The sequence below is a fragment of the Nonomuraea sp. NPDC049655 genome (assembly GCF_044465465.1).
In the GTDB taxonomy this organism is placed as follows: Bacteria; Actinomycetota; Actinomycetes; order Streptosporangiales; family Streptosporangiaceae; genus Nonomuraea.
On sequence record NZ_JBITLS010000005.1, the window covers coordinates 426,622 to 451,713 of the forward strand.

Here is a 25,092-nt window from a genome sequence, read left to right on the forward strand (position 1 = left end):
CCACCATTCGAGCCACGGGAGCCCCTTTGCGCAGCGCATCGCAAACCAAGCATCTGTTCGTCACCGGCGGTGTCGCCTCCAGTCTCGGCAAGGGGCTCACGGCCTCCAGCCTCGGCCGGCTGCTCAAGGGGCGCGGTCTCCGGGTCACCATGCAGAAGCTCGACCCTTACCTCAACGTCGACCCCGGCACGATGAACCCGTTCCAGCACGGCGAGGTCTTCGTCACCGACGACGGCTCCGAGACCGACCTCGACGTCGGCCACTACGAGCGGTTCCTCGACACCGACCTGCACGGCTCGGCCAACGTCACCACCGGCCAGGTCTACTCCAACGTCATCGCCAAGGAGCGGCGCGGCGAATACCTGGGCGACACCGTCCAGGTCATCCCGCACATCACCAACGAGATCAAGGACCGCATCCGGGGTATGGCCGGCCCCGACGTCGACGTCGTGATCACCGAGGTCGGCGGCACGGTCGGCGACATCGAGTCGCTGCCCTTCCTGGAGGCCGTCCGCCAGATCAGGCACGAGGTCGGCCGCGACAACGTCTTCTTCCTGCACGTGTCGCTGCTGCCCTACATCGGCCCGTCCGGCGAGCTGAAGACCAAGCCGACCCAGCACAGCGTGGCCGCGCTGCGCAGCATCGGCATCCAGCCCGACGCGATCGTGCTGCGCTCCGACCGTCCGGTCCAGACGGCGATCAAGCGCAAGATCAGCCTCATGTGCGACGTCGACGAGGACGCCGTCGTCTCGGCCGTCGACGCCGCCTCCATCTACGACATCCCCAAGGTGCTGCACGCCGAGGGCCTCGACGCCTACGTCGTGCGCCGCCTCGGCCTGCCCTTCCGCGACGTCGACTGGAAGGAGTGGGAGCAGCTCCTGCGCCGCGTGCACCGCCCGGCCAAGGAGGTCACGATCGCGCTGGTCGGCAAGTACATCGACCTGCCCGACGCGTACCTGTCGGTCACCGAGGCGCTGCGCGCCGGCGGTTTCGCCAACGACGCGCGGGTCAACATCCGCTGGGTCAAGAGCGACGACTGCGAGACCCCCGAGGGCGCCGAGCGCGAGCTCGACGGCGTCGACGGCGTGCTGATCCCCGGCGGGTTCGGCGTGCGCGGCATCGAGGGCAAGATCGGCGCCATCCGGCACGCCCGCGAGGGCCGGATCCCGCTGCTCGGCATCTGCCTCGGCATGCAGGGCATGGTCATCGAGGCGGCCCGCAACATGGCCGGCATCGAGGACGCCAACTCCGCCGAGTTCGACCCCGACACCAAGCACGCGGTCATCTCCACCATGGCCGACCAGGAGGACGTCGTCGCCGGCGAGCGCGACATGGGCGGCACCATGCGGCTCGGCAGCTACACCGCCAAGCTCGGCGAGGGCACCCTGGCCAGGCAGCTCTACGGCGGCAAGGCCAAGGCCGACGAGCGCCACCGTCACAGGTACGAGGTGAACAACGCCTACCGCGAGCGCCTGGAGAACGTCGGCCTGGTCTTCTCCGGCCTGTCGCCCGACGGCCGCCTGGTGGAGTACACCGAGCTGCCCCTCGACGTGCACCCGTTCTTCATCGGCACGCAGGCGCACCCCGAGTTCCGCTCCCGTCCCACCCGGGCCAACCCGATGTTCAAGGGCCTCATCGGCGCCGCCCTGACCTACGCCGACAGCCGCGTGAGCACCAAGGTCGGCAAGTGAACGTCCGAGACACGCCCGAGGCGTGGGACGTCGTCGCGTCCAAGGAGCACTTCCAGGGCTACGTGATCAAGGTCGTCACCGACACGGTCAGGATGCCCCAGGACGAGGTCGCCGACCGCGACTACGTCGTCCACCCCGGCTCGGTCGCCGTGCTCGCGCTCGACGACCACGACCGCGTCCTGATGATCAGGCAGTACCGCCACCCCACCCGGCAGCTCATGTGGGAGCTGCCGGCCGGCATCCGCGACGTGGCGGGCGAACCGCTCGCCGACACCGCGGCCCGCGAGCTCGCCGAGGAGTCCGGCTACCGCGCCGACACCTGGCACACCCTGGTCGACCTGCGCTCCTCTCCCGGCATGACCGACGAGCGGATCAGGGTCTTCCTCGCCCGCGGCCTGAGCAGGATCCCCGACGAGGAGAACACCTTCGTCCACCGGCACGAGGAGATCGGCATGCCGGTCGAATGGGTGCCGCTGTCAGACGCGGTCGAGAAGGCGCTCATGGGAATGATCCACAATTCCCCGGCCGTGGCCGGTATCCTCGCCGCATATGCGGCTTCGGTTGAGGGATTCGCCCTGTTGCGCCCCGCCGACGCCCCGGAGGCGTGACGGAAGGACCATGTCGTGGAGGCGGTGCTCTCCAGCTACCTCGCCCATCTGGCGGTGGAGCGGGGCCTGGCTGCCAACACGCTCGCGTCCTACCGCCGTGACCTGCGGCGATACTTCGAACATCTGCAGGCGCGCGGGCGGCTGAAGCTCGACGAGGTGGGGGAGGCCGACGTCCAGGCCTTCCTCGCCGCGTTGCGCGAGGGCGACCGGGAACATCCCGCCCTCGTGGCCAGCTCGGCCGCGCGGGCCGTCTCGGCCGTACGGGGCCTCCACCGGTTCGCCCTGCGCGAAGGCGTCACGGCCCACGACCCCGCCCACGAAGTACGCCCGCCGCGCCAGCTCCGCAGGCTGCCCAAGGCGATCGCCGTCGACGAGGTCGAACGCCTCATCGCCGCCTCCGGCCCCGACGGCGCCCCGCTCACCCTGCGCAACCGCGCCCTGCTGGAGGTCCTGTACGGCACCGGCGCCCGCATCTCCGAAGCCGTCGGCCTGGCCGTGGACGACCTCGAACCCGACCAGGTGCGACTGCGCGGCAAGGGCGGCCGCACCCGCGTCGTCCCGCTCGGCCGCTACGCCCGCTCGGCGCTCGACGCCTACCTCGTCCGCGCCAGGCCCGGCCTGCTGGCCCACGGCCGCGGCACCCCCGGGGTCTTCCTCAACGCCCGCGGCGGCCGGCTGACCAGGCAGGGAGCCTGGGAAGTGCTCCAGGCCGCGGCCGAACGCGCCGGCCTGGCCGGCATCAGCCCGCACGTCCTGCGCCACTCCTTCGCCACCCACCTGCTCGACGGCGGCGCGGACGTCCGGGTGGTCCAGGAGCTGCTCGGTCACGCCTCCGTCACCACCACACAGGTCTACACCCTGGTGACGGTCGACAAACTCCGCGAGGTCTACGCCGCGGCGCACCCGCGCGCCCGGCAGTGATCTATAGTCTTTTGCGCGTGCGCGGTGCCCCGGCGTGCCGCCTTGCCGCGTTTAGTGGTGACGCCATAGTGTCCGTCCGGACGGTCCGGTTCGGGATCGTCAGGGAGGTTCGAGCTGGTGACTGTGACGACCAAGGGTTCGACCCCGGGGACCCCCGACAACCCCTGGGGTGACACCAAGACCAACGCGCCTTCCAACGGCGTCAACCTGGGCCCCACCCAGCGCCCGCGACCGGTGTTCCCTGAACCGGTCCCGCCGCAGGTGCACGGCCCGGCGCGAGTGGTCGCGATGGTCAACCAGAAGGGCGGCGTCGGCAAGACGACCACCACCATCAACCTGGGCGCGGCGCTGGTCGAGTGCGGGCTGAAGGTGCTGCTGGTCGACTTCGACCCGCAGGGCGCGCTCTCGGTCGGCCTGGGCATCAACCCGCTCCAGCTCGACCTGACCGTCTACAACCTGCTGATGGACCGCGGCGTCACCGCCGAGGACGTCCTGCTGGAGACCGGCGTCGAGGGCCTCGACCTGCTGCCCAGCAACATCGACCTGTCGGCCGCCGAAGTGCAGCTCGTCACCGAGGTCGCCCGCGAGCAGGTGCTCGGCCGGGTGATCAAGCCGCTGCTGCCGCACTACGACGTCTGCCTCATCGACTGCCAGCCGTCGCTCGGCCTGCTCACCATCAACGCGCTGACCTGCGCCCACGGCGTCATGGTGCCGCTGGAGTGCGAGTTCTTCGCCCTGCGCGGCGTGGCGCTGCTCATGGACACCATCTCCAAGGTCCAGGAGCGGCTCAACGAAGACCTCGAGATCGAGGGCCTGCTCGCCACCATGTACGACGCCCGTACCCTGCACGGCCGCGAGGTGCTGGCCCGCGTGGTGGAGGCGTTCGGCGACAAGGTGTTCCACACGGTGATCAACCGTACGGTCCGCTTCCCCGACGCCACCGTCGCCGGCGAGCCGATCACCACCTTCGACCCGTCGTCCCTCGGCGCCAACGCCTACCGCGAACTGGCCCGCGAGGTGCTCTCGCGCTGGCCGGCTCCTGCGACAATGGCCAGGTGACCGCAGAGCAGACCGAGGCCCCCCAACGCTTCCAGGTACACCTGGACGTCTTCGAAGGCCCCTTCGACCTGCTCCTCGGCCTGATCGCCAAGCACAAGCTCGACATCACCGAGGTCTCGCTCTCCAAGGTCACCGACGAGTTCATCGCCTACATCCGGTCCAAGGGCCCGGAGTGGGACCTCGACCAGACCAGCCACTTCCTGCTGGTCGCGGCCACGCTGCTCGACCTGAAGGCGGCCCGGCTGCTGCCGTCCGGCGAGGTGGAGGACGAAGAGGACCTCGCGCTCCTGGAGGCCAGAGACCTGCTGTTCGCCCGGCTGCTGCAGTACAAGGCGTACAAGGAGGTCGCGAAGGTCTTCGCGGGGCGGATGGCCGAGGAGAGCCTGCGTTTCCCCCGCACGGTGTCGCTGGAGCCGCAGTTCGCCAACCTGCTGCCCGAGCTCATCCTCGGCATCGGGCCTGACCAGCTCGCCCGCATCGCGGCCAAGGCGTTCACCCCGAAACTGCCGCCCACCGTCAGCGTCGGCCACATCTACCAGCCGCTGGCCAGCGTCAAGGAGCAGGCGGCCATCCTGGTCATGCACCTGCGCAGGCTGCGCCGGGCCACCTTCCGCGCGCTGACGGCCGACTGCGAGGGCACCTTCCAGGTCATCGCCCGCTTCCTGGCCGTGCTGGAGCTGTTCCGGGAGTCCGCGGTGACGTTCGAGCAGGTCGAGGCGCTGGGAGAGCTCCACGTGACCTGGACGGGCGCCGACGACGGCGACGTCGCGGTGGGGGACGACTACGAGGAATCCGCGGAGAAACCATCGAATGACTGACAACCCCAACCCCCTGCCGGGCCCCCGCAAGGCCCCCGACTCGGGGTCGCCGCTGCCCGCCTGGATGACGCTCCCGGGCTCCCTCGTCCAGCCGTCCTCGCCGGAGGAGGCGTCCGCCCTGCCCGCCGGCCCCGAATCGCCGGTCGCGCCGCCGAAGCCCTCGCCGTCGCCCGAGTCGCCGGCCCCTGAGTCGCCGGCCCCCGAGTCGCCGTCGCCCGAGTCGTCCTTGACCGAGTCGCCTTCCGCGGGCCCCGAGCGGCCCTCGGACACCGCCGCCGACCGGGAGGAAGGCCAGCAGGGCCCGGAGGAGAACGTTCAGCGGGAGGGGCCCGCTCTTGAGGCGGTCCTGGAGGCCATCCTGATGGTCGTCGACGAGCCCGTCGCCGAGATCACGCTGGCCCAGGTGCTGGAGCGCCCCACCCACGAGGTCGCGGCGGCACTCAGGGGGCTGGCGGCGGAATATACGGCCGCCGGACGGGGTTTTGATCTGCGGGAAGTCGCGGGTGGCTGGCGTTTCTACACGCGGGCCGACTGCGCGGCGCTGGTCGAGCGGTTCGTCCGCGACGGCCAGCAGACGCGGCTGACCCAGGCCGCGCTGGAGACCCTCGCGGTCGTGGCCTACCGGCAACCGGTGAGCCGCGCCCGTGTCGCCGCCGTACGCGGCGTCAACAGCGACGGCGTCATGCGGACGCTCGTCGCCAGGGGGCTGGTCGAGGAGGCCGGCACCGACCCGGAGAGCCAGGCAGTGCTCTACCGGACAAGCTCATACTTCCTGGAACGTCTGGGACTGCGGGACCTGAGCGAGCTTCCCGAGCTCGCCCCCTTCCTCCCCGACGACGTGGAGAACCTCGAGGAGACAACAAAGTGATCAACAGGCGCAGCACCCCGTCCGGTGATGGACGCGGTCGTGGACGTACCGGCGGCTCCGGCCGCGGCGGGCGTCCCGCCTTCCGCTCCGACGACAACCGCCGCGACGGCTCCGGCGGCGGCTTCGGCGGGGACGACCCCCGCCGCGACTCCCTTCGCGCCGACCGCGGCGGCGCCCGCGCCCGCTTCGGCGACCGCGACGACCGACCCCGCCAGGACTCCGGCTTCCGCGGCGGCGACCGCTCCGGCCGCCCCACCTCCGGCGGCGACCGCTCCGGCTTCAGTGGTGACCGTTCGGGTCGCTCCGGCGGCGAGCGCTCCGGCTTCGGGGGTGACCGTTCGGGTCGTCCCGGCTTCGGTGGTGAACGTTCCGGTCGTCCCGCTTCCGGTGGTGACCGCTTCGGGCGTTCCGGTGGCGACCGTGACGGCTACTCGCGCGGCGACCGCGCGGACCGTCCGGCGCGTGGCGACCGCGACGACCGCTACCAGCGCGCCGACCGGCCCGCCGGTGGCGACCGCGGCGACCGCTTCCGCGACGACCGTCCCCGTGACGACCGCGGTGACCGCGGCCCGCGCGGCGGCGACCGTTTCGACCGTCCCCGGCGTGAGGGCGGCGACCGATTCGACCGTCCCCGCCGCGAGGGCGGTTTCGAGCGTCCGCGTCGTGAGGGCGGGGACCGGCCGCGTGGTGAGGGCTTCGGCGGGGCTTCCCGGTCCGGCGACCGGGGCAGGTTCGGCGACGACCGGCGCGGCGGCTACGGCGGCGACCGGCGCGGTGAGCGCGGCGGCTACGCCGGTGGCGAGCGCGGCGGGTACTCGGGCGAGCGCGGCGGATACTCGGGCGACCGTGGCGGCTCCGGCGAGCGCGGTGGCTTCTCGGGCGAGCGCGGTGGGTTCTCCGGCGGCCGCGGTGGGTTCTCCGGCGGTCGTGGCGGATCCTCCGCGGGCCGCGGCGGCTACGCGGGCGAGCGGCGCGGGGAGCGTGGCGGTTACGCCGGCTCCCGTGGCGACGGGCGTCCCGTGCGTGGCGGCGACGGCGAGCGTCAGGAGCGCGGCGGCTTCCGTGCCGACCGCGGCGGGCGCAGGGACGACGCTCCCAGGTCCGCCTCCGCCGGCAACACCCGCGCCCGTTTCGGCAGGCGCGAGGACAACCCCCGCGGGCAGCAGCCGCGCACCCCGAGGCGCGACGACGTGCAGACGCTCGGCGGCGGACGTCGTACGGCCGGCGCCGAAAGCCCCCAGGCCAGGCGCGTCAAGGCCGCCCGTCAGCCGCTGCGCGACCGTGCCTTCTACGACGACGACTACACCGACGAGCGCGACACCACCGAGGTGCCCAACGGCGTTCGCCTGCAGAAGGTGCTCGCCCAGGCGGGCGTGGCCAGCAGGCGCGCCTGCGAGGAGATGATCGGCGACGGCCGCGTCACGGTCAACGGCCAGGTCGTGCGCCGCTTCGGCGCCAAGGTCGACCCCGCCGCCCAGGTCATCCACGTCGACGGCAAGCGCATCCCGACCGCCCCCGACCTCGTCTACTACGCACTCAACAAGCCGATCGGCGTCGTGTCCACCATGGACGACCCGCAGGGCCGCCCGTGCCTGGCCGACTACGTCGAGGAGCTGGCTCCCCGCCTGTTCCACGTCGGCCGGCTCGACACCGAGACCGAGGGCCTGCTGCTGCTCACCAACGACGGCGAGCTGGCCAACCGGCTGACGCACCCGAGCTACGGGGTGCAGAAGAAGTACTGGGCCAAGGTGCCGGGGCCGATCCCGCGCGACCTGGGCCGCAGGCTCAAGCAGGGCATCGAGCTGGAGGACGGCATCGCCAAGGCCGACAGCTTCGCCATCGTCCAGGAGCACGGCCAGCAGGCGCTGGTCGAGGTGGTGCTGCACGAGGGCCGCAAGCACGTCGTGCGGCGCATGCTGGAGGAGGCCGGTCACCGGGTGATCGACCTGGCCCGGATCGAGTTCGGTCCGGTGAAGCTGGGCCGCACCAAGGCCGGCACGGTCCGCGCGCTGAGCCTGAAGGAGGTCGGCGAGCTTTACGCGGCCGTGAAGCTGTAATCTGGCCGGAACGCAGGGGCCCGTGCGCATCTCCGCACGGGCTCTCCCGCTATGGAAGGGGAACAGGGCGCATGGTGCGGGCGATCCGCGGGGCGATCCAGGTGGATGCCGACGACCGCGACTCGATCATCCAGGGGACGACCGAGCTGGTCCAGGCGATCATGGAGCGCAACAGCCTGACCACCGACGACGTGATCAGCGTGCTGTTCACCGCCACCCCCGACCTGACCTCCGAGTTCCCCGCCCTCGCGGCCCGCAAGCTGGGTTTCCACGACGTGCCGCTGATCTGCTGCACCGAGATCGGCGTGCCGGGGGCGCTGCCGCGCGTGGTGCGCCTGATGGCGCATGTGGAGACCGACCGTCCGCGGGCAGAGATGCAGCATGTGTATCTTCGGGGCGCGGTGGCGCTGCGGCAGGACATCGCCCAGTAGGCGACCGGCGTGAGCCGGATCGTCGTGCGGCACGTGCCTGACGGACACGGCAGGCAACACTCTCACTAGCCCGATAAATCAGGACATCGATATGGCCTCGGAACTCCGTACCGTGCTCGTCGTCGGCACCGGTCTCATCGGCACCTCGGCGGCCCTGGCGCTGCGCAAGCACGACGTGCGCGTGCTGCTCGCCGACCGTGACGCGGCCGCCGTGCGGCTGGCCAGGGAACTGGGCGCGGGCGAGGAGTGGGAGCCGGAGCGGCTGCCCGCCGGGCAGGTCGACCTGGCGGTCATCGCGGTGCCCCCGGCACACGTGGCCGACGAGCTGCTGAAGCTGCAGAGCCGCGGCGTGGCCCGCTTCTACACCGACGTCGCCAGCGTCAAGGCCGAGCCCATCCGCATGGCCGCGCGGCTCGGCTGCGACCTGACGACCTACGTCGCCTCCCACCCGCTGGCCGGGCGGGAGAAGTCCGGTCCGGGCGCGGCCAGGGCCGACCTGTTCCTCGGCCGGCCATGGGCGCTCTGCCCGACCGGCGAGGCCGCCGACGACGCCAGGGCGGCGGTGCTCAAGCTGGTCGAGCTGTGCGGCGCCAACCCCGTCGAGGTGGGCGCGGAGGAGCACGACCGCGCGGTCGCCGTCGTCTCGCACGCCCCCCACGTCGCCGCCTCGGCCGTGGCGGCCCGCCTGGCCGACGCCACCGAGGTCGCGCTCGGCCTGGCCGGGCAGGGGGTGCGCGACGTGACCAGGATCGCGGGCGGCGACCCCGGGCTCTGGCTCGGCATCCTGTCGGGCAACGCGACCCCGGTCGCCGAGGTGCTGGAGGCGGTCTCCCGCGACCTGGCCGAGGCCGCGACCGCGCTGCGCTCCCTGGCCGAGGGCGACGGCACCGCGAGCGGCGACCTCACCCAGCTCCTCAAGCGCGGCGTCGCCGGGCACGGGCGCATCCCCGGCAAGCACGGCGGCCCCGCTCCCGCGTACGTGGTCGTCCAGGTGGTCATCGGTGACCGTCCCGGCCAGCTGGCGCGGCTGTTCCAGGTGTGCGACGAGGTCGGCGTCAACGTCGAGGACGTGCGGCTGGAGCACGCGCCCGGGCTGCCCCTGGGCATCGCGGAGCTGTGGGTCCAGCCGGACGCGGCCTCCCCGCTCGCCGACGCCCTGCGCGAACGCGGCTGGCAGGTCCCCTGACGTTCCCTGACCGGGGACACTGAGCACGACGCGACGGGCGGGCGCCGAGCCCCCGCCCACGGCGTCAGCCGGCCGCGCGTTCCAGCCTGCGGCGGGCGCGTTCCACGGCGACCGGCAGGCCGCGCCGGGCGGCCAGGGCCCTGGGCAGCCGCCGTACGGCGGTGCGCAGCCCCTCCCGGCCCGCCGGACCGCCCAGCAGCGCCTCCAGGGACCGGCGCGCCACCACCGGCCAGGGACGGCGCAGCACGGCGGTCAGCACGGCGTTGCGCGCCGCCAGCGCCTGCCTGCCGCGCGGGTCGCGGGCGGGGGAGGGGTGGTGGTGGGCGACGACGTCGTCCACGTAGGCCAGCCCCCAGCCGCGCGCGGCCAGGTCCACGGCCAGCCGTTCCTCCTCGCCGAAGAAGAAGATCACGTCGTCGAAGCCGCCCGCCTCCAGGAACGCCTCCCTGCGCACGACGGCCCCGCAGGCCAGGAAGCCCAGCACGCTCGGCCCCGGCAGGTCGTCCTCGACGCCGAGCGGTGAGTCGCGCATCGCCTCCGACACCGCGTCCAGCCGCTCCTGCGGCCCGACCAGCACGCGCGCGCCCAGAACGGCCAGGCGGGGATGGGCGTCCAGCACGTCGGCGGCCAGCTCCAGGGCGCCGGGCGCCCACCAGGAGTCGTCGTCGGCGAAGGCGACGTAGGGCGTCTCGGCCAGGCGCACGCCGACGTTGCGGCCCGGCGCGCCCAGATTGGCCCCCGCCTCGACCACCTGGACGTCGGGGAAGTGCTTGCGAACGAACCCGGCGGTCCCGTCGGAGGAGCCGTTGTCGACGAGGATCACCGGCCTGGGGTGGCGGGGGATCGTCCGGGCCAGCGTTCTGACCCGATCCCTGGTGGCCACCACGACCGTGACCCGCGCTCGGTTCGTCTCCGTCACGCCGGACCTCCTTACCTGGGCGGACGCCCTTACTCCTCGCCGGCGGCATTGACGGCGGGACGCAGGAGGCGTACAAAGGTCGGTAACAGCGTTACCGACAAGAAACGGTGTTACTCACATGGCGGTCACCGCGTACCGGCAAGCCCAGCAGGAAGGCCAGAGCGTGGTCAGGACGGCCATCCTCGACGCCGCCAAACACCTGCTCGTCGCCGAGGGCCCGGCGGCGCTCACCGTCCGGCGCATCTCCGGCGAGGTCGGCTGCTCCACGAAGGTGATCTACACCCTCTTCGGCGGCAAGGACGGCCTCAGCGAGGCGCTGTGGCTGGAGGGCTTCGCCCGGCTGGAGGCGCGCCTGCTGGCCGTCCCCGCCGAGGAGGACCCGCTCCCGGCGCTGCACGCGGGCCTGGCGGCCTACCGCGAGTACGCGCTGGACGAGCCCGACTACTACCGGGTCATGTTCCAGAACGCGATGCACGGCTTCCAGCCCGCCCCCGACGCGGTCGCGGCCGGCCGGCGGACCTTCGACATCCTGGTCGAGGCCGTGGCCGCCTGCCTGGAGGCCGGACGGCTGCGCGGGGCCGCCGCCGGCGAGATAGCCGACGTGCTGTGGATGGCGATCCACGGCGCGGTGAGCCTGGAGATCTCCGGCTTCTTCGACAGCGCCGAGGCGGAGCGGCGCTACCGGCTGCTCTACACCTCCGTGCTCACGCCGTTCCTGACCTGAGAGGAAGCGCACGATGACCAGCACCCCCTTCCGCAACGGATTCGCACCCGCGACGGAGGAGATCACGGCCTTCGACCTGGAGGTCACCGGCCGCATCCCCGCCGAGCTCGACGGCCGCTACCTGCGCAACGGCCCCAACCCGCTCAGCCTCGACGACCCGGCCGCCACCCACCTGTTCATGGGGGAGGGCATGGTCCACGGCGTGCGGCTGCGCGGCGGGCGGGCCGAGTGGTACCGCAACCGGTGGGTGCGCAACGCCGAGGTGGCCCGCCGGCTGGGCGAGCCGCCGGCGCCGGGCCCGGTGCACGCGGGCATGGACTTCGCGGCCAACACGCACGTCATCGGCATCGCCGGGCGCACGTTCGCGACCGTCGAGGCGGGCGGGTTGCCGTACGAGCTGAGCTACGAGCTCGACACGGTCGGCGCGTGCGACTTCGTCGGCGGCCTGCCCGGCGGGTACGCCGCCCACACCCACCTCGACCCGGTCACCGGCGAGCTGCACGCGATGGCCTACTTCGCCGGCTGGGACCACCATCAGCACATCGTGATCGACCCCAAGGGCGTGGTGGCCCAGGTCAGGGACATCCCCGTCGCCGACCGCCCGATGCTGCACGACTTCGCGCTGACCCGCCGGCACGTCGTGATCTACGACCTGCCGGTCACGCTCAGCATGGCCCACGCCGAGCGCGGCGCGCCGCTCCCGTACGCGTGGGACGACGCCCGGCCCGCCCGGCTCGGCCTGCTCTCCCGCGAGACCGGCGACGTGCAGTGGGTGGAGATCGACCCCTGCTGGGTCTTCCACACCCTCAACGCCTACGACGACGGCGACCAGGTCGTGGTGGACGTCGTCCGCTACCCCAAGCGGTTCGTGGACGCCCGGCTCGACCTGGGCGGCGCGCCCACGCTCGACCGGTGGCGCATCGACCCCGGCGCGGGCCGGGTCACCACCACCCGCCTGGACGACCGCCCCCAGGAGTTCCCCCGCATCGACGAGCGCCGCACCGGCGGCCCGTACCGCTACGGCTACACCTCGGCCGCCGCCGACCTGCACGACGTGATCTACCCGGCCGCCGAGCTGGAGGACCTGCCGGACGAGGCGTTCGACAACACGCTCATCAAGCACGACCTGGAACGCGGCACGCAGGAGGCGCGGCGGTTCGGGCGCGGCGCGTACGTGGGGGAGCCGGTCTTCGTGCCCTCCGGCGCCGCAGAGGACGACGGCTACCTGCTCACCTACGTCAACGACCCGGCCAGGGGAGCGGCCGACCTGGTGATCCTTTCGGCCCAGGACTTCACCGGCGAGCCGGTCGCGGTCGTGCACCTGCCGGCCAGGGTCCCGCTCGGCTTCCACGGGAGCTGGATCGCGGACTGACCGGAGGCGGTAGCCTCTTCAGGTTGGGGAAACACACGTGAAGAGGGAGAGGCCGTGTCCGGTCTGGTCGTCGCCATGGACGGTCCTTCGGGGTCGGGCAAGTCGAGCGTGTCGCGCGGGGTCGCCCGTGCGCTGGGCCTGCGTTACCTCGACACCGGGGCCATGTACCGGGCGATGACGTGGTGGATGCTCCGGCAGGGCGTCGACCTGGCCGATCCCGAGGCGGTCGCGGCCCGTTGCGGCGAGCCGTCCATCGTCTCCGGCACCGACCCCGAGGGGCCGACGATCCTGGTCGACGGCGTCGACGTGGGCGGGCCCATCCGGGAGGCCGAGGTGACCGGCTCGGTCTCCGCCGTGGCCGCCGTCCCCGAGGTGCGCAGGCGGCTGGTCGCGCTGCAGCGGGAGATCGCCGGCGCTGGTGACATCGTGGTCGAGGGCCGCGACATCGGCAAGGTCGTCTGCCCCGACGCGCCTGTCAAGGTCTACCTGACGGCCAGCGCCGAGGCCCGCGCCCGGCGCAGGAGCGCCGAGCTGGCCGGCTCGACGGTGGAGGCGCAGCAGGCCGCCATGGAGCGGCGTGACACCCTGGACTCGACACGTAAGACGGACCCACTCTCGATGGCGGATGGCGCCGTCGAGCTCGACACCACCGCGCTGAACCTCGAAGAGGTCATCGCGGAGGTGCTGAGGCTGGTCAAGGAGCGCACCTGACCTCCAGGTGCGGTACTCACCTAAGGATGAACAAGCATGTCAACGGGGGATTGGGTCGAGGCTGACCTCGACGAGCTGGAAGTCACCGAGCACGGCGACACCACGCCTCTGCCGGTCGTGGCCATCGTGGGCCGCCCCAACGTGGGCAAGTCCACGCTGGTCAACCGCATCATCGGCCGCCGCGAGGCAGTCGTGGAAGACGTTCCGGGCGTCACCCGCGACCGCGTCACCTACGACGCCAACTGGCGCGGCCGCCGCTTCACCGTCGTCGACACCGGCGGCTGGGACCCTGACGCCACCGGCATGAACCTGCGCATCGCCGAGCAGGCCCAGGTCGCCGTCGAGCTGGCCGACGTGATCGTGTTCGTGGTCGACGCCACCGTGGGCGCCACCGACGCCGACGAGATCGTGGGCGCGGTGCTGCGCCAGTCGGGCAAGCCGGTGCTCCTGGCCGCCAACAAGGTCGACAACCAGCAGCTGGAGCTGGAGGCCGCCGCGCTGTGGGCGCTCGGCCTGGGCGAGCCCTACCCGGTCTCCGCGCTGCACGGCCGCTCCAGCGGCGACCTGCTCGACGTGGTGCTCGACGCGCTGCCCGAGACGCCGCAGGTGACCTTCGGCGGCGAGCGCGGCCCGGCCCGCGTGGCGCTGCTCGGCAAGCCCAACGTGGGCAAGTCCTCGCTGCTCAACAAGCTGGCGGGCGAGGAGCGGGTGCTGGTCGACCCGATGGCGGGCACCACCCGCGACCCGGTCGACGAGCTGATCGAGCTGGGCGGGCGCACCTGGCGCTTCGTCGACACCGCCGGCATCCGGCGGCGCGACCGCGAGCTGCAGGGCGCCGACTTCTACGCGGCCATGCGCACCCGCGCCGCCCTGGAGCGCTCGGAGGTGGCGATCGTGCTGATCGACGCCAGCGAGCCGCTCACCGAGCAGGACCTGCGGATCATCGGCCTGGTGATCGAGTCGGGGCGGGCCATGGTGGTGGCCTTCAACAAGTGGGACCTCGTCGACGAAGACCGCCGCTACTACCTGGAGAAGGAGATCGACCGGCAGCTCGTGCGCACCCCGTGGGCGCTGCGGGTGAACATCTCCGCCAAGACCGGCCGTCACATGGACCGGCTGGTGCCGGCGCTGGAGAAGGCGCTCGACTCCTGGTCCACCCGGGTGCCGACGGCGCGGCTCAACGCGTTCCTCACCGAGCTGGTGCACGCGACGCCGCCGCCCGTCCGGGGTGGCAAGCAGCCGAAGATCCTGTTCGCCACGCAGGCGTCCGTCGAGCCGCCCAAGTTCGTGCTGTTCACCTCCGGCTGGCTGGAGGACACCTACCGGCGCTTCATCGAGCGGCGCATCCGAGAGGAGTTCGGGTTCGCCGGGTCGCCGATCGACGTCACGATGAAGATCCGCGAGAAGCGCCCCAAGAAGGACAAGTAACGGCGTTGCCGTATCATCTACGGCAACACGTGGACGGAGACGAGTAGCCAGCGGGCCGCACGGGCCCAGAGAGCCGCCGGCAGCTGTGAAGGCGGTCCCGTGTCCGCTGGTGAAGACACTCCCGAGTGCGGGGAGGAAATGCCCCGCCGGCTGACCCTCGTCATCGGGTCGTGGAGGCCGCCCCTCGCGGGCGGCGAAAGTGCGGTGGCACCGGGAGCTCCCTTCTCCCCCGCACTCCCAAGGGGTCATGCATTTCCTGCAGAGGAGCTGTAATGATCTCTCGTGTCCTGTCGGCGTCGCTCGCTGAGCACGCCGGCCGACGAGTGACGATCGCCGGTTGGGTCCATCGCCGCCGGCACCTGAAATCCGTCTCCTTCCTGGTCGTACGCGACCGTGCCGGGCTGGCCCAGGTGGTCAGCGCGGACGGGGAGCTGCCGCCGGAGGAGAGCGTCGTCCGGGTCACCGGCACCGTGACCCCGGCCGAGCAGGCGCCGGGCGGGGTCGAGCTGACCGGCCCGGAGATCGAGGTCCTGGCCGAGCCCGCCCAGGCGCCGCCGTTCGACCTCTACCGGCCGGTCGTGGCCGCCACGCTGCCGACGGTCCTCGACCACGCGCCCGTCGCACTGCGGCATCCGCTGCTGCGGGCGCCGCTGGAGATCTCGGCGGCGAGCGTGGCCGGGTTCCGCGAGACGCTGGACGGCCTCGGGTTCACCGAGATCCACACGCCCAAGATCGTGGCCTCGGCCACCGAGTCCGGCGCGAACGTCTTCGGCATCGACTACTTCGGCCGCCGCGCCTACCTCGCGCAGTCGCCGCAGTTCTACAAGCAGACGATGGTCGGGGTGTTCGAGCGGGTCTACGAGGTCGGGCCGGTCTTCCGCGCCGAGCCGCACGACACCGTCCGCCACCTGGCCCAGTACACCAGCCTCGACGCCGAGCTGGGCTTCGTGGCCGACCACCGGGACGTGATGGCCGTGCTGCGGGAGGTCGTCGCCGGCATGGTGGAGTCGGTGCGCCGCCGGGCCGCGTCCGCCGTCGAGGCGGCCGGGGCCGTGCTGCCCGCCGTGCCCGCCGAGATCCCGGCCGTGCACTTCACCGAGGCACAGCGGCTGACCGGCGAGGACGAGCCCGACCTGTCACCGGCCCAGGAACGCTGGTTGTCGGACTGGGCGCTGCGCGAGCACGGGTCGGAGTTCCTGTTCGTCACCGGCTACCCGATGTCCAAGCGGCCGTTCTACACCCATCCCGACCCGGCCAGACCGGGCTACTCCAACGGCTTCGACCTGCTGTTCAGGGGCCTGGAGCTGGTGACCGGCGGCCAGCGCCTGCACCGGTACGACGACTACGTCCAGGCCCTGGACGGGGACGTGCAGCCGTACGAGGGCTACCTCCAGGCGTTCCGGTACGGGATGCCGCCGCACGGCGGGTTCGCCCTCGGCCTGGAACGCTGGACGGCCCGGCTGACCGGCGCCGCCAACATCCGCCAGACCACCGCCTTCCCCCGCGACCTGCACCGCCTGTCGCCCTGACCGGCGGCGCCACCTGATTCACGGTCAGTGTTCGGGGTCGGGGGCGGCGTCCGCGAGGGCGGGCGCCGCCTCCGGCAGGGCGCGGCGCGGCATGAGCAGCGCCACCGCCGCCCCCAGCAGGCAGACGAACGCCGTGAGCAGGAACATCTCGGTGTACTCGACGTGCAGGGCGGCATCGACCTGGGCCAGGTAGTCGGCCAGCCGCCGCTGGTAGGTCTGCGCGTCCACGCCGAACGGCAGCGGCGTGTCCAGGTTCGCGGTCAGCGACTGGAACCGGTGGAACCCCCACGCCGACACGCCCGCCACGCCGACGAGCATGCCCATCATCCTGGCCACCACGACCGCCGCCGAGGCGACGCCGTGCTGGACGGCCGGGCTGACCCGCAGGACCGCCGACGAGACCGGCGCGATCACCAGGCCGAGGCCGAGCCCCGCCACGACCAGGTCGGCGTCCACGGCCAGGCCCGCGCCGGCCAGGTCGAGCGGCCAGCGGCTCATCAGCCAGTATCCGGCCGCGGCGATCAGCAGGCCGGGCACCGCCACCGCGCGTTCGCCGGCCCGCCGGGCCAGCATGCCGCCGAGCAGCGCGCCCACGGCCAGCGCGCCGAGGAACCGGGCCAGGACCAGCGCCGCGCCCAGGGCGTCCTTGTCCAGCAGCGTCTGGGCGGTGAACTGCACGAAGACCATCGTCACCAGCAGCGCCGCGCCCGCCAGGAAGCTCACGCCCAGCGTCGCCAGCAGCGGCGACTTGCGGGCGGCCGACAGGTCGAGCAGCCGGACGGGGGAGCGGATCTCCCACCAGACGAAGACGCCGCCCGCCACCGCCCCGGCCGCGATCACCGGCGGACCCCACGGCGGCAGCACGGTCGTGGCCGGATCGGGGTTGTACAGGCCGACGACCAGGAGGGCCAGCGCCAGCGCCAGCAGGGCGCCGCCGACGACGTCGACGCGGGCCGTGCCGGAGGGCGGCCGGGCCGGGACCGTACGCTGCACGGCGACGGCGGCCAGGGCGGCGAGGGGCACGTTGACCCAGAAGATGGCGTGCCAGCCGCCCAGCTCCACGCCCGCCACGGCGACCGGCGGGACCAGCGCCAGCACGCCGCCGTACAGGGGGCCAAGGGCGCTGCCCAGCTCCTGCGCCGCGCCCACCGCGCCCAGCGCGAGCGGCCGGTCGCGCGCCTCCCACAGGTCGCCGATCAGCGCCATCGTGATCGGCAGCAGCGCCCCGCCCGCCACGCCCTGCACCGTACGGCCCGACACCACCATCGCCTCACCGGCCGCCAGCGCGGTCAGCACCGAGCCGAGCGCGAACGCCGCCAGGCAGGCGTGGATCAGCGGCCGCCGGCCGTAACGGTCGGAGAGCTGGCCGAGCAGCGGCATCGCGGCGACGTAGCCGAGCAGGAACCCGGTGACGACCGGCGTGACCCGCTCCAGGTGGTTCTGCGGCACGCCGACGTCGTGGGCGATGTCCATCAGGACCGTCACGACCACGTAGGCGTCGAGCGCGGCCAGCAGCACCACCGCGCCGCCCGCGCCGAGCGCGACCCGGCGGCCGCGGTCGGCCGGGACGTTCCGGCTCACCGGGCTCATCCGGACGGCGGCGGCGTGATCGTGACCGGCGCGTCGTAGTCGCTGAACGTCACCGTCACCGTGCCGTTCTGCAGCGGCAGGCTCGCCTTGGTGAGCCTGCTGCTGGCCTTGTCGACCCAGACCTTGCCGTTGACGCCCTGCGTGACGCCCGGGACGATCTGCCCGACGACCTGCCCGGAGAACGTCGTGGCCACCCGGTACGAGCCGTCCTCGACCGCCTCCACCGTGGGGTCGGTCGCCGAGGCGAGCAGCTGCGCGATGCCCTTGCCCGGGTCGAGGATCACCGACGGGTCGTAGAACTGGGCGAGCTGCTGCCTGGTCATCGTCTGGAAGCCGCCGGTCGGCCCCTTGAAGTGCACGGTGTCGCCGATCAGGGCGAAGGTGATCTCCTGCAGGGTGCCCAGCACCTCCAGCGTGATCGTGCCATCGGCGTCGCCCGCCGAGGTGAGCCTGCCGTCGGCCTTCTTGAGCGGCACGTTGGGCTTGCCCTCCGTGGCGATCGAGAAACCGGCCGACCTGACGGCCTTCATGGCCTCCGCGGACTTCTTCATCACCTCGGGCCCGGCGGGGAGCTCGTCACCCCCGCCGCCCCCCGCGGAGCAGGCCGGCATCAGCGCGAGCACGACAACGATCAGCAGCTTTCGGAGCATGAGCGGATCGTAGCGAGCGCCCGGGAACGCCGGTGAGCCGTCGCCGATATCGGTTGGGCCTCAGCGCAGCTTCTTCAGGTGCTCGACGATGGGACCGAACGCCTGCTCCAGCGCCTCCAGCTGGTCGTCGGTGAGCCGGTCGACGAAATGCTCGCGCACGCTCGCGACGTGGTCGGGCGCCACCCGCTGGATCGTCGCCCAGCCCTCGTCGGTCAGGACGGCGAACGTGCCGCGCCGGTCGTCGCGGCAGTCTTCCCTGGTGACCAGCCCTTTGGCCTCCATGCGGGAGATCTGGTGCGACAGCCTGCTGCGCGACTGGATCGTGGCGTCGGCCAGGTCGCTCATCCGCATGCGCCGCTCGGGGCTCTCGGAGAGGTTGACCAGGATCTCGTAGTCGTTCAGCGAGAGCTGGTGCTCCTGCAGCTCGCGGTCGAGGCGGTGCATGAGCAGCTTGTGCAGCGCGAGATGCGTACGCCAGGCACGCTGTTCGGCGGGGGAAAGCCAGCGGGGCGCGCTCATGATCCCCAATCTATCGCACGCCTCCGACGATGCGGCTACCTGCGGGGGGGCCGCCGCGAGGGCCGCCGTACAGTGATCTGATGGAGGAGAAGTCGGGGGAGAGCCTGGCGACCGTGCTGGTCGCGGGCGCCGCGAACCTGACCATCGCCCTGGCCAAGCTCGTCGCGGGGCTGATCGGCGGCTCGGCCGCGATGTTGTCCGAGGCGGCCCACTCGGCCGCCGACACGATGACCGAACTGCTGCTGCTGGTCTCCGTACGCCGGGCGGGCAAGCCGCCCGACGAGCGCCACCCGTTCGGCTACGGCAAGGCGGGGTTCTTCTGGGCGATGATGGCGGCGGTCGCGACGCTGGTCGGCGGGGCGGGGTTCTCCGTCACCCACGGGCTGCACGAGATCAGCCACGGCGAGAAGCTGGGCAACCTCACGCCGTCCTACGTCGTGCTGGCCGTCTCGTTCGTGATCGAGGGCATCTCGTTCACGAAGGCGTACTCGCAGTTGCGCGCCGAGGCCGGCCGGTACAAGGTGCATCCGGCGCGGCTGGTGCGGATCACGTCCGACACCGCGCTCAAGGCCGTCCTGTTCGAGGACGCCGCCGCGCTGGTGGGCCTGGTGATCGCGGCGCTCGGGCTGCTCGGCTCGCAGTTGTCCGGCTCGGCCCTGTGGGACGGCGCGGCCTCGGTCGCCATCGGCCTGCTCCTGCTGGTGGTCGCGCTCATCCTGATCCAGTCGAACCTGTCGCTGCTGATCGGCCAGGCCGCCCCCAGGCAGATCGAGGTCGGCATCCGCGCGGTGCTGCTGGCCCAGCCCGAGGTGGACGACGTGGTCGAGCTGCTGACGATGATGATCGGGCCGGGCTCCATCATGATCGCCGCGAAGATCGACTTCCGGGACGAGGCGAGCGCGGCGGGCGTGGAGATCGCCTGCGACGAGATCGACCGGCGGCTGCGCGACCGCTTCTCCGGCGTCACCCTGGTCTTCCTCGACCCCACCCCGACCCGCCGCCGCTGACCGGGCCCTCAGAGCGCGGGACGGGAATCCGCTCGGCCGGCGTGTCGGTGACGACGGCGACCCTGATGTCCGGGGCGGCCCGCCATTCCAGCAGGTGGCCGACCGGCAGCGGGTCGACGCCGGTCGTGCGCAGCTCGTCCAGGGTGAGCTCGCCGCGTTTGACCAGGGCCTCCTTGCGGGTCCAGTGGCGGATCAGATCGTCGTTGCCGGTCACCAGGGCGCGTTCGGCGGGCGTGAGCGCGTGGTCGGCCAGGCCCTCGTTCAGCGGGCCCGTCGGCACGTGCTCGGCGTCCACGCCGACCCGGCCGGGGCCGGCCGCGGCGCACACGTAGCCGCGGGTGTGGCTGAAGCTCACGCCCAGCTCGGGGGCCTCGCGCAGGTACGGCCTGCCGTGGCCGGGGCCGTGCACCTCGCAGTGCTGCAGCAGGGTCAGCCCCTCCGGCGGCAGATCCAGCACGGCCGCGGCGCACAGGCGGACGAGCAGGTGGGCCGCGACGAAACAGGCGCGGTCGGCGGGGAAGACGAACCGGTCGGCGCGTTCGCGCTCGGCCTCGGTCAGCCACGTCTCGGGGGCGCGCACCTCTTCGGGGCGGCCGCCCATCGCCAGGGGGACGATCGTCAGTCCTTCTTCGCCGCGGGGTCGTCGAGCTTGTGCTGGTCCTGCGAGGCCGCGCCGAGCACGGTCACGTCCTGGACCTTCCAGGCGCCCTTCTGCTTCACAAGCGTGATCTTAAGGTGCGAATCCTTCACCGAGCGAATCGCCTGCGCGGTGTTCACCTGCTGGTCCACGACGACGATGGCGTGCGCGGTGGCCGCGTCGGCGTCGGCGTCGGCGTCGGCGTCGGCCAGGTAGACCTCGCGGACCTTGGCCTGGGAGACGGCCTTGAGCTTGACGATCACCTGGGACGTCGCGCCGCCGAACGCCGCGTCGTAGGTGGCCTGGAAGTCGCCCGTGGCCTGGGCGGACAGGGTCGAGCGGGTGCTCTGGAGGTCCTTGTAGTCGTAGCTGAGCAGGGCCTGGCCGAAGGCGCTCGCGGCGCCGGAGACCTCCAGGCGCAGGGCGCGTTCGCGCTCCAGGCGGGCCAGCGCGTCCTGGGCCCGGGAGGCGTCGATCCACTGCGGCACGGCGGCGGCCGCGACGGCCGCCGCCAGCATCGCCGCCAGCGCGCCGAGCACCCGCCCCCGTGTGAACCGCCCGCCCACCGCCGCCGTCCCGCCGCCCTCCGCCTCTCGGCCGCTCTCCGCCTCGGCGGGAGCTTCGGTGGGAGCTTCGGTGGGAGCTTCGGTGGGAGCTTCGGTGGGGGGCTGTGGAGGCGCCCCGGTGTCCGGGGTGGTGGGGGCGGCGAGGTGGTGGTCGGCGGTCATGGGGACTCCTCACGGCGGCGGGCTGCCCGGCCCGCCGCGATCCAGCCCACGATGCCAGCCCCGGTCGCACCTTGTCAGTCGGCCACGAGAAGTGACCGGGCCGTCACGAGCGGACGACGTTCATCCAGGACTCGATCTCGTCGGGGTGGCGGGGGAGGGCCTTCGACATCAGGGTGGCGCCCTCGGCGGTGACCACCAGGTCGTCCTCGATGCGGATGCCCATGCCGCGCAGTTCGGCGGGCAGCGTCAGGTCGTCGGGCTGGAAGTACAGGCCCGGCTCGACCGTCAGGACGTTGCCCTCCTCCAGCACGCCGTCGAGGTAGACCTCGGCCCGCGACCTGGCGCAGTCGTGCACGTCGAGGCCGAGCATGTGGCCGCTGCTGCACAGCGTGTAGCGGCGGTACAGGCCCGACTCCATGAGGGCGTCGGGGGAGTCCTTCAGCAGGCCCCAGTCGTGCAGGCCCTCGCAGATGACGCGCATGGCCGCCAGGTGGAAGTCGCGGAAGCTCGCGCCGGGCTTCAGCGCCGCGATGCCGGCGTCCTGGGCGGCCAGCACCAGCTCGTACGCCTGCCGCTGCGCCGCGGTGAACCGGCCCGACAGCGGGAACGTCCGGGTGACGTCGGCGGTGTAGAGGGTGTCGGTCTCGACGCCGGCGTCCAGCAGGAGCAGGTCGCCCTCGGCCAGCGCGCCGTCGTTGCGGATCCAGTGGAGCACGCAGGCGTGGGCGCCGGAGGCCACGATGCTGTCGTAGCCGACCGCGTTCCCCTCCAGGCGCGAGCGCAGCCCGAAGACGCCCTCCAGGTAACGCTCGCCGCGCGGGTGGCCGAGGGCCGCGGGCAGGGCGCGCACGACGTCCTCGAAGCCGCGCACGGTGGCGTCCACGGCCGACTGCAGCTCGCCGACCTCCCACTCGTCCTTGACCAGCCGCATCTCCGACAGGAACACCTCCAGCTCGGCGTCGCGGCCGCCCGCCGGCACCAGCGCGTCGACGGAGGCGTCGACGCCGCGCAGCACCCGGGCCGGGCCCTCGGAGCGCAGGTCGCGGATGTGCGCGCACTCGATCTGGTACAGCTCCGACGCCTCGGCCAGGTCGGGCCTGCGGCCCACCCAGAACTCGCCGTAGCGGCGGTCGCGGTAGAACTCCTCGCCCTCCTCGCGCGGCGAGCGCGGCCGCACGTACAGCACGGCCTGCCCGGACGGCTCGATGACCAGCACGTCGCCGGGCTCGCCCGCGCCCGTCAGGTAGGAGTACGCGCTGTGCGGACGGAACCGGTAGTCGCTGTCGTTGCTGCGCACCTTGAGCGTGCCCGACGGGACGACCAGCCGCTCACCGGGGAAACGCGCGGCCAGCGCCGCCCTGCGCCGGGCCGCCCAGGGAGCGATCGGCAGCGCGGTCACGCCGGTGCGCCGGGTGTCGGCCCAGCCGGTGCGCATGAACGCGGCCAGCTCCGGGGTGATGGGCAGGTCGTGGCTTCCGGTGTTGAGCTGCTCGGTCATCGATGCCTTCCACGTCGTCGGAGATGCGGCAAGTCAGCCTACGTGACCGCTTGACGGGGTCCCCACTCGGTTGTTTGCCTGTGAGGACCGGGCATAAGCCGGCCCTCGGCCGGGGACAACGGGAGCAGAGGTGGTGCACATGCTCATCGGGACGATCCTGCGCAACAAGGGAAACGCTGTCACCACGGTGGCGCCGGCGGCGACGGTCCGGGAACTGCTCGGCAAGCTCGCCGACCACAACATCGGCGCGGTCGTCGTCTCCACCGACGGCACGACGATCCAGGGGATCGTCTCCGAGCGCGACGTGGTGCGGCGGCTGCACGACCGGGGCCCCGAGATCCTCGACGCGCCGGTCTCCTCGATCATGACGACCGAGGTCCGCACGGCCGGGCCCGGCGACAACGTCGACGAGCTGCGCCGCACGATGACCACCCACCGGTTCCGCCACATGCCCGTGGTCGAGAACGGCCGGCTGGTGGGCATCGTCAGCATCGGCGACGTGGTCAAGAGCGCGATCGAGGAGCTGGAGACGGAGAAGGCGTCGCTCGTCGACTACCTCCACCGCTGACCGGGGCGTTGACAGGGGCGTCGATGGAGATGGCACCCTTGGGTCCGTGACGTACGGCCCCCCTGAGCCCCCTCGGGCGACGAGCAGTCCGCCGATCATCCTGCTCGTGTCCGGGCTGGCCGCCGTGGTGGCCTTCATCCTGGGCATCTTCGTCGGGTACGGCGCGGAGGGCTCGTCGGCCTCGCCGGCGCCCAGGGTCACGGTGACGGTCGAGGGCACCGGCCCGCCCTCGGCCTCCGTCCCCGCCACCCAGCCCGCCCCGACGGACGCCCCGCAGACCGGCCCCCTCCAGACGGACCCCCTCCAGACCGGTCCAGCCCAGACCGGCCCCGCCCAAACCGGTCCCACGCAGACCGGACCGGCGCAGACCGGTCCCACGCAGACCGGTCCCACGCAGCCCGGACCGGCGCAGACCGGGCCGATGGCCGGGATGCGCACGTTCGTCGTGGGCGTGGACATGCCGCCCGGCACCTACCGCACGACCGGTCCCGTCGCCGGTTCCACGAACTGCTTCTGGGCCCGGCTGAACAGCACGTCCCCCGATCTCGGCTCGGTGATCAACGCGGGCGCGCCGACCGGCCCGGCGAGCGTCACCATCGAGCCTGGCGACAAGGCGTTCCAGACCGCCGGATGCGCACAGTGGACCAAGGCGTGACGGCGGCCGGTGGGTTCGACCTCCTGGTCGTCGGCGACGCCAACCCCGACATCGTGCTGACCGGCGCGCCGCGCGACCTGGCGTACGGCCAGCGCGAACAGCTCGTCGCGGGCGGCGACCTGGTCCTCGGCGGGTCCGGCGCGATCACCGCGTGCGGGGCCGCCAGGCTCGGCCTGCGCACCGCCTTCGCCGGCCGCGTGGGCGACGACGCGGCGGGGCGTTTCGCCCTCGGCGCGCTGGCCGAGCGCGGGGTGGACGTCTCCCACTGCGTCACCGACCCCCGGCCCACGGCCATGACCGTCGTGCTCGCCGACGGGACGGACCGGGCCATCCTCACCTCGCCGGGCTGCCTGCCGTACCTGACCGCCGCGGACGTGCCGCGCGGCCTGGCCCGGCACGTGCACGTGTCGTCGTACTTCCTGCAGCCGGGACTGGCGGACGGGCTGCCCGCGCTGCTGGCGGAGCTGCGCGCGGCGGGCGCCACGACCTCGCTGGACACCAACGACGACCCGGCCGGCCGCTGGGACGGCCTGGCGGACGTGCTCGCCGCCACCGACGTGTTCCTGCCCAACGCCGGCGAGGCCAGGGCGATCGCGGCCCGCCTGTCCGGCGTCCGTGACGGGCCGCTGGAGGCCGTCGCGGCGCGGCTGGGCGCCCTCGGACCGGCCGTCGTCGTCAAGGACGGCGCGGACGGCGCGCTGGCCTGGGAGTCCGGCCTGGTGACGCGGGCCCCGGCCAGGGCCGTCGAGCCCGTGGACACCGTCGGCGCCGGCGACAGCTTCGACGCGGGCTACCTCGCCGCCAGGCTGCGCGGGATGAGCCCGCGTGAGTGCCTCGACGTGGCCCTGGCCTGCGGATCGTTGTCCACCCGCGCGGCCGGCGGCACCGCCGCCCAACCCACCTGGGACGACCTGTGAA

Annotated in this window: 25 protein-coding genes; 18 read left to right on the forward strand and 7 right to left on the reverse strand. The window is 72.8% G+C overall.

Annotated features, from left to right (window positions below; all coding sequences use genetic code 11):
• Nucleotides 1–26 precede the first annotated feature (26 nt).
• From ACIBQ6_RS18990 to ACIBQ6_RS19030, 9 genes are all read left to right on the forward strand, one after another.
• Nucleotides 27–1,691 carry a CTP synthase gene (locus ACIBQ6_RS18990; protein WP_397213241.1) on the forward strand — a complete coding sequence of 555 codons (1,665 nt, stop codon included), beginning with the start codon at nt 27–29 and terminating at the stop codon, nt 1,689–1,691.
• The gene (locus tag ACIBQ6_RS18995; protein WP_358293743.1) at nt 1,688–2,299 is read left to right on the forward strand and encodes an NUDIX hydrolase; all 612 of its coding nucleotides are present in this window, start codon (nt 1,688–1,690) and stop codon (nt 2,297–2,299) included. The genes ACIBQ6_RS18990 and ACIBQ6_RS18995 overlap by 4 nt, the downstream gene beginning before the upstream one ends.
• Before the next feature lie 15 nt (nt 2,300–2,314).
• A complete protein-coding gene (locus tag ACIBQ6_RS19000; protein ID WP_352358212.1) occupies nt 2,315–3,220 on the forward strand; it encodes a site-specific tyrosine recombinase XerD in 906 nt (301 codons plus the stop codon).
• A 123-nt stretch (nt 3,221–3,343) separates the two neighbouring features.
• Nucleotides 3,344–4,279 carry a ParA family protein gene (locus ACIBQ6_RS19005; RefSeq protein WP_387645452.1) on the forward strand — a complete coding sequence of 312 codons (936 nt, stop codon included), beginning with the start codon at nt 3,344–3,346 and terminating at the stop codon, nt 4,277–4,279.
• Nucleotides 4,276–5,097 carry a segregation and condensation protein A gene (locus ACIBQ6_RS19010; protein WP_397213243.1) on the forward strand — a complete coding sequence of 274 codons (822 nt, stop codon included), beginning with the start codon at nt 4,276–4,278 and terminating at the stop codon, nt 5,095–5,097. Before ACIBQ6_RS19005 ends, ACIBQ6_RS19010 begins: the two co-directional genes overlap by 4 nt.
• Nucleotides 5,098–5,443: 346 nt before the next feature.
• On the forward strand, nt 5,444–5,965 hold the full coding sequence (gene scpB, locus ACIBQ6_RS19015; RefSeq protein WP_387667477.1) for an SMC-Scp complex subunit ScpB: 522 nt from the start codon (nt 5,444–5,446) through the stop codon (nt 5,963–5,965).
• Nucleotides 5,962–8,022: a pseudouridine synthase gene (locus ACIBQ6_RS19020; protein ID WP_397213245.1), complete on the forward strand. Its 2,061-nt coding sequence runs from the start codon at nt 5,962–5,964 to the stop codon at nt 8,020–8,022. Before scpB ends, ACIBQ6_RS19020 begins: the two co-directional genes overlap by 4 nt.
• A 71-nt stretch (nt 8,023–8,093) precedes the next feature.
• Nucleotides 8,094–8,453, forward strand: coding sequence for a chorismate mutase (gene aroH / locus ACIBQ6_RS19025; protein ID WP_357968329.1), 360 nt, complete (start codon nt 8,094–8,096; stop codon nt 8,451–8,453).
• Nucleotides 8,454–8,544: 91 nt separating this feature from the next.
• Nucleotides 8,545–9,639 (forward strand): prephenate dehydrogenase, encoded by a 1,095-nt coding sequence (locus ACIBQ6_RS19030; RefSeq protein ID WP_358293739.1) that lies wholly within the window; start codon nt 8,545–8,547, stop codon nt 9,637–9,639.
• Between the two features lie 64 nt (nt 9,640–9,703).
• On the opposite strand, the gene ACIBQ6_RS19035 is transcribed toward ACIBQ6_RS19030, so the two are convergent.
• Nucleotides 9,704–10,558 carry a glycosyltransferase gene (locus ACIBQ6_RS19035; RefSeq protein ID WP_358293738.1) on the reverse strand — a complete coding sequence of 285 codons (855 nt, stop codon included), beginning with the start codon at nt 10,556–10,558 and terminating at the stop codon, nt 9,704–9,706.
• Nucleotides 10,559–10,676: 118 nt separating this feature from the next.
• Between ACIBQ6_RS19035 and ACIBQ6_RS19040 the strand changes: the two genes are divergently transcribed.
• The 5 genes from ACIBQ6_RS19040 (at nt 10,677) to aspS (ending at nt 16,322) form a co-directional block, all read left to right on the forward strand.
• Nucleotides 10,677–11,282 carry a TetR/AcrR family transcriptional regulator gene (locus ACIBQ6_RS19040; protein WP_358293737.1) on the forward strand — a complete coding sequence of 202 codons (606 nt, stop codon included), beginning with the start codon at nt 10,677–10,679 and terminating at the stop codon, nt 11,280–11,282.
• 13 nt (nt 11,283–11,295) lie between these two features.
• Complete coding sequence (locus ACIBQ6_RS19045) at nt 11,296–12,654, forward strand: carotenoid oxygenase family protein (RefSeq protein ID WP_358293736.1); 1,359 nt, start codon at nt 11,296–11,298, stop codon at nt 12,652–12,654.
• Between the two features lie 54 nt (nt 12,655–12,708).
• Nucleotides 12,709–13,365 (forward strand): (d)CMP kinase, encoded by a 657-nt coding sequence (gene cmk / locus ACIBQ6_RS19050; protein ID WP_358293734.1) that lies wholly within the window; start codon nt 12,709–12,711, stop codon nt 13,363–13,365.
• A gap of 36 nt (nt 13,366–13,401) precedes the next feature.
• A complete protein-coding gene (gene der / locus ACIBQ6_RS19055) occupies nt 13,402–14,793 on the forward strand; it encodes a ribosome biogenesis GTPase Der (RefSeq protein ID WP_352358193.1) in 1,392 nt (463 codons plus the stop codon).
• 272 nt (nt 14,794–15,065) lie between these two features.
• Nucleotides 15,066–16,322 carry an aspartate--tRNA(Asn) ligase gene (gene aspS / locus ACIBQ6_RS19060; protein ID WP_397213249.1) on the forward strand — a complete coding sequence of 419 codons (1,257 nt, stop codon included), beginning with the start codon at nt 15,066–15,068 and terminating at the stop codon, nt 16,320–16,322.
• 24 nt (nt 16,323–16,346) lie between these two features.
• Here aspS and ACIBQ6_RS19065 read toward each other — a convergent pair whose 3' ends face one another.
• Genes ACIBQ6_RS19065 through ACIBQ6_RS19075 form a run of 3 tightly spaced genes read right to left on the reverse strand, consistent with a single transcriptional unit; the run spans nt 16,347 to nt 19,081 of the window.
• Nucleotides 16,347–17,903, reverse strand: coding sequence for an MFS transporter (locus ACIBQ6_RS19065; protein ID WP_397213251.1), 1,557 nt, complete (start codon nt 17,901–17,903; stop codon nt 16,347–16,349).
• A 5-nt stretch (nt 17,904–17,908) separates the two neighbouring features.
• A complete protein-coding gene (locus tag ACIBQ6_RS19070; protein WP_397213253.1) occupies nt 17,909–18,562 on the reverse strand; it encodes an LppX_LprAFG lipoprotein in 654 nt (217 codons plus the stop codon).
• 60 nt (nt 18,563–18,622) lie between these two features.
• A complete protein-coding gene (locus tag ACIBQ6_RS19075) occupies nt 18,623–19,081 on the reverse strand; it encodes a MarR family transcriptional regulator (protein WP_358293728.1) in 459 nt (152 codons plus the stop codon).
• Nucleotides 19,082–19,161: 80 nt separating this feature from the next.
• Here ACIBQ6_RS19075 and ACIBQ6_RS19080 point away from each other — a divergent pair, with 80 nt between their 5' ends.
• Entirely contained in the window at nt 19,162–20,088 is a 927-nt protein-coding gene (locus ACIBQ6_RS19080; RefSeq protein ID WP_358293726.1) for a cation diffusion facilitator family transporter, read from the forward strand.
• Here the strand turns inward: ACIBQ6_RS19080 and ACIBQ6_RS19085 are convergent.
• From ACIBQ6_RS19085 to ACIBQ6_RS19095, 3 genes are all read right to left on the reverse strand, one after another.
• Entirely contained in the window at nt 20,045–20,689 is a 645-nt protein-coding gene (locus ACIBQ6_RS19085) for a 4'-phosphopantetheinyl transferase family protein (protein ID WP_397213256.1), read from the reverse strand. The genes ACIBQ6_RS19080 and ACIBQ6_RS19085 overlap by 44 nt on opposite strands.
• A 17-nt stretch (nt 20,690–20,706) precedes the next feature.
• Nucleotides 20,707–21,453 (reverse strand): hypothetical protein, encoded by a 747-nt coding sequence (locus ACIBQ6_RS19090; protein WP_397213258.1) that lies wholly within the window; start codon nt 21,451–21,453, stop codon nt 20,707–20,709.
• A gap of 103 nt (nt 21,454–21,556) precedes the next feature.
• Nucleotides 21,557–22,951, reverse strand: a complete 1,395-nt coding sequence (locus ACIBQ6_RS19095; protein ID WP_358293722.1) for an aminopeptidase P family protein — start codon at nt 22,949–22,951, stop codon at nt 21,557–21,559.
• Between the two features lie 139 nt (nt 22,952–23,090).
• Here ACIBQ6_RS19095 and ACIBQ6_RS19100 point away from each other — a divergent pair, with 139 nt between their 5' ends.
• From ACIBQ6_RS19100 to ACIBQ6_RS19110, 3 genes are read left to right on the forward strand one after another with little or no spacing between them, the layout of a single operon-like run.
• Nucleotides 23,091–23,519: a CBS domain-containing protein gene (locus ACIBQ6_RS19100; RefSeq protein WP_358293720.1), complete on the forward strand. Its 429-nt coding sequence runs from the start codon at nt 23,091–23,093 to the stop codon at nt 23,517–23,519.
• Nucleotides 23,520–23,565: 46 nt separating this feature from the next.
• Nucleotides 23,566–24,174: a hypothetical protein gene (locus tag ACIBQ6_RS19105; RefSeq protein ID WP_397213260.1), complete on the forward strand. Its 609-nt coding sequence runs from the start codon at nt 23,566–23,568 to the stop codon at nt 24,172–24,174.
• Nucleotides 24,150–25,091, forward strand: a complete 942-nt coding sequence (locus tag ACIBQ6_RS19110) for a carbohydrate kinase family protein (RefSeq protein ID WP_397213262.1) — start codon at nt 24,150–24,152, stop codon at nt 25,089–25,091. Before ACIBQ6_RS19105 ends, ACIBQ6_RS19110 begins: the two co-directional genes overlap by 25 nt.
• Nucleotide 25,092 lies beyond the last annotated feature (1 nt).

Excerpts from the sequence above, each read along its gene's own strand:
- aroH (WP_357968329.1), top strand. The coding sequence starts at position 8,094 with ATGGTGCGGGCGATCCGCGGGGCGATCCAGGTGGATGCCGACGACCGC.
- ACIBQ6_RS19030 (WP_358293739.1), top strand. The coding sequence starts at position 8,545 with ATGGCCTCGGAACTCCGTACCGTGCTCGTCGTCGGCACCGGTCTCATC.
- ACIBQ6_RS19040 (WP_358293737.1), top strand. The coding sequence starts at position 10,677 with ATGGCGGTCACCGCGTACCGGCAAGCCCAGCAGGAAGGCCAGAGCGTG.
- ACIBQ6_RS19045 (WP_358293736.1), top strand. The coding sequence starts at position 11,296 with ATGACCAGCACCCCCTTCCGCAACGGATTCGCACCCGCGACGGAGGAG.
- der (WP_352358193.1), top strand. The coding sequence starts at position 13,402 with ATGTCAACGGGGGATTGGGTCGAGGCTGACCTCGACGAGCTGGAAGTC.
- aspS (WP_397213249.1), top strand. The coding sequence starts at position 15,066 with ATGATCTCTCGTGTCCTGTCGGCGTCGCTCGCTGAGCACGCCGGCCGA.
- ACIBQ6_RS19070 (WP_397213253.1), bottom strand. The coding sequence starts at position 18,562 with ATGCTCCGAAAGCTGCTGATCGTTGTCGTGCTCGCGCTGATGCCGGCC.
- ACIBQ6_RS19075 (WP_358293728.1), bottom strand. The coding sequence starts at position 19,081 with ATGAGCGCGCCCCGCTGGCTTTCCCCCGCCGAACAGCGTGCCTGGCGT.
- ACIBQ6_RS19080 (WP_358293726.1), top strand. The coding sequence starts at position 19,162 with ATGGAGGAGAAGTCGGGGGAGAGCCTGGCGACCGTGCTGGTCGCGGGC.
- ACIBQ6_RS19085 (WP_397213256.1), bottom strand. The coding sequence starts at position 20,689 with ATGGGCGGCCGCCCCGAAGAGGTGCGCGCCCCCGAGACGTGGCTGACC.
- ACIBQ6_RS19090 (WP_397213258.1), bottom strand. The coding sequence starts at position 21,453 with ATGACCGCCGACCACCACCTCGCCGCCCCCACCACCCCGGACACCGGG.
- ACIBQ6_RS19095 (WP_358293722.1), bottom strand. The coding sequence starts at position 22,951 with ATGACCGAGCAGCTCAACACCGGAAGCCACGACCTGCCCATCACCCCG.
- ACIBQ6_RS19100 (WP_358293720.1), top strand. The coding sequence starts at position 23,091 with ATGCTCATCGGGACGATCCTGCGCAACAAGGGAAACGCTGTCACCACG.
- ACIBQ6_RS19110 (WP_397213262.1), top strand. The coding sequence starts at position 24,150 with ATGCGCACAGTGGACCAAGGCGTGACGGCGGCCGGTGGGTTCGACCTC.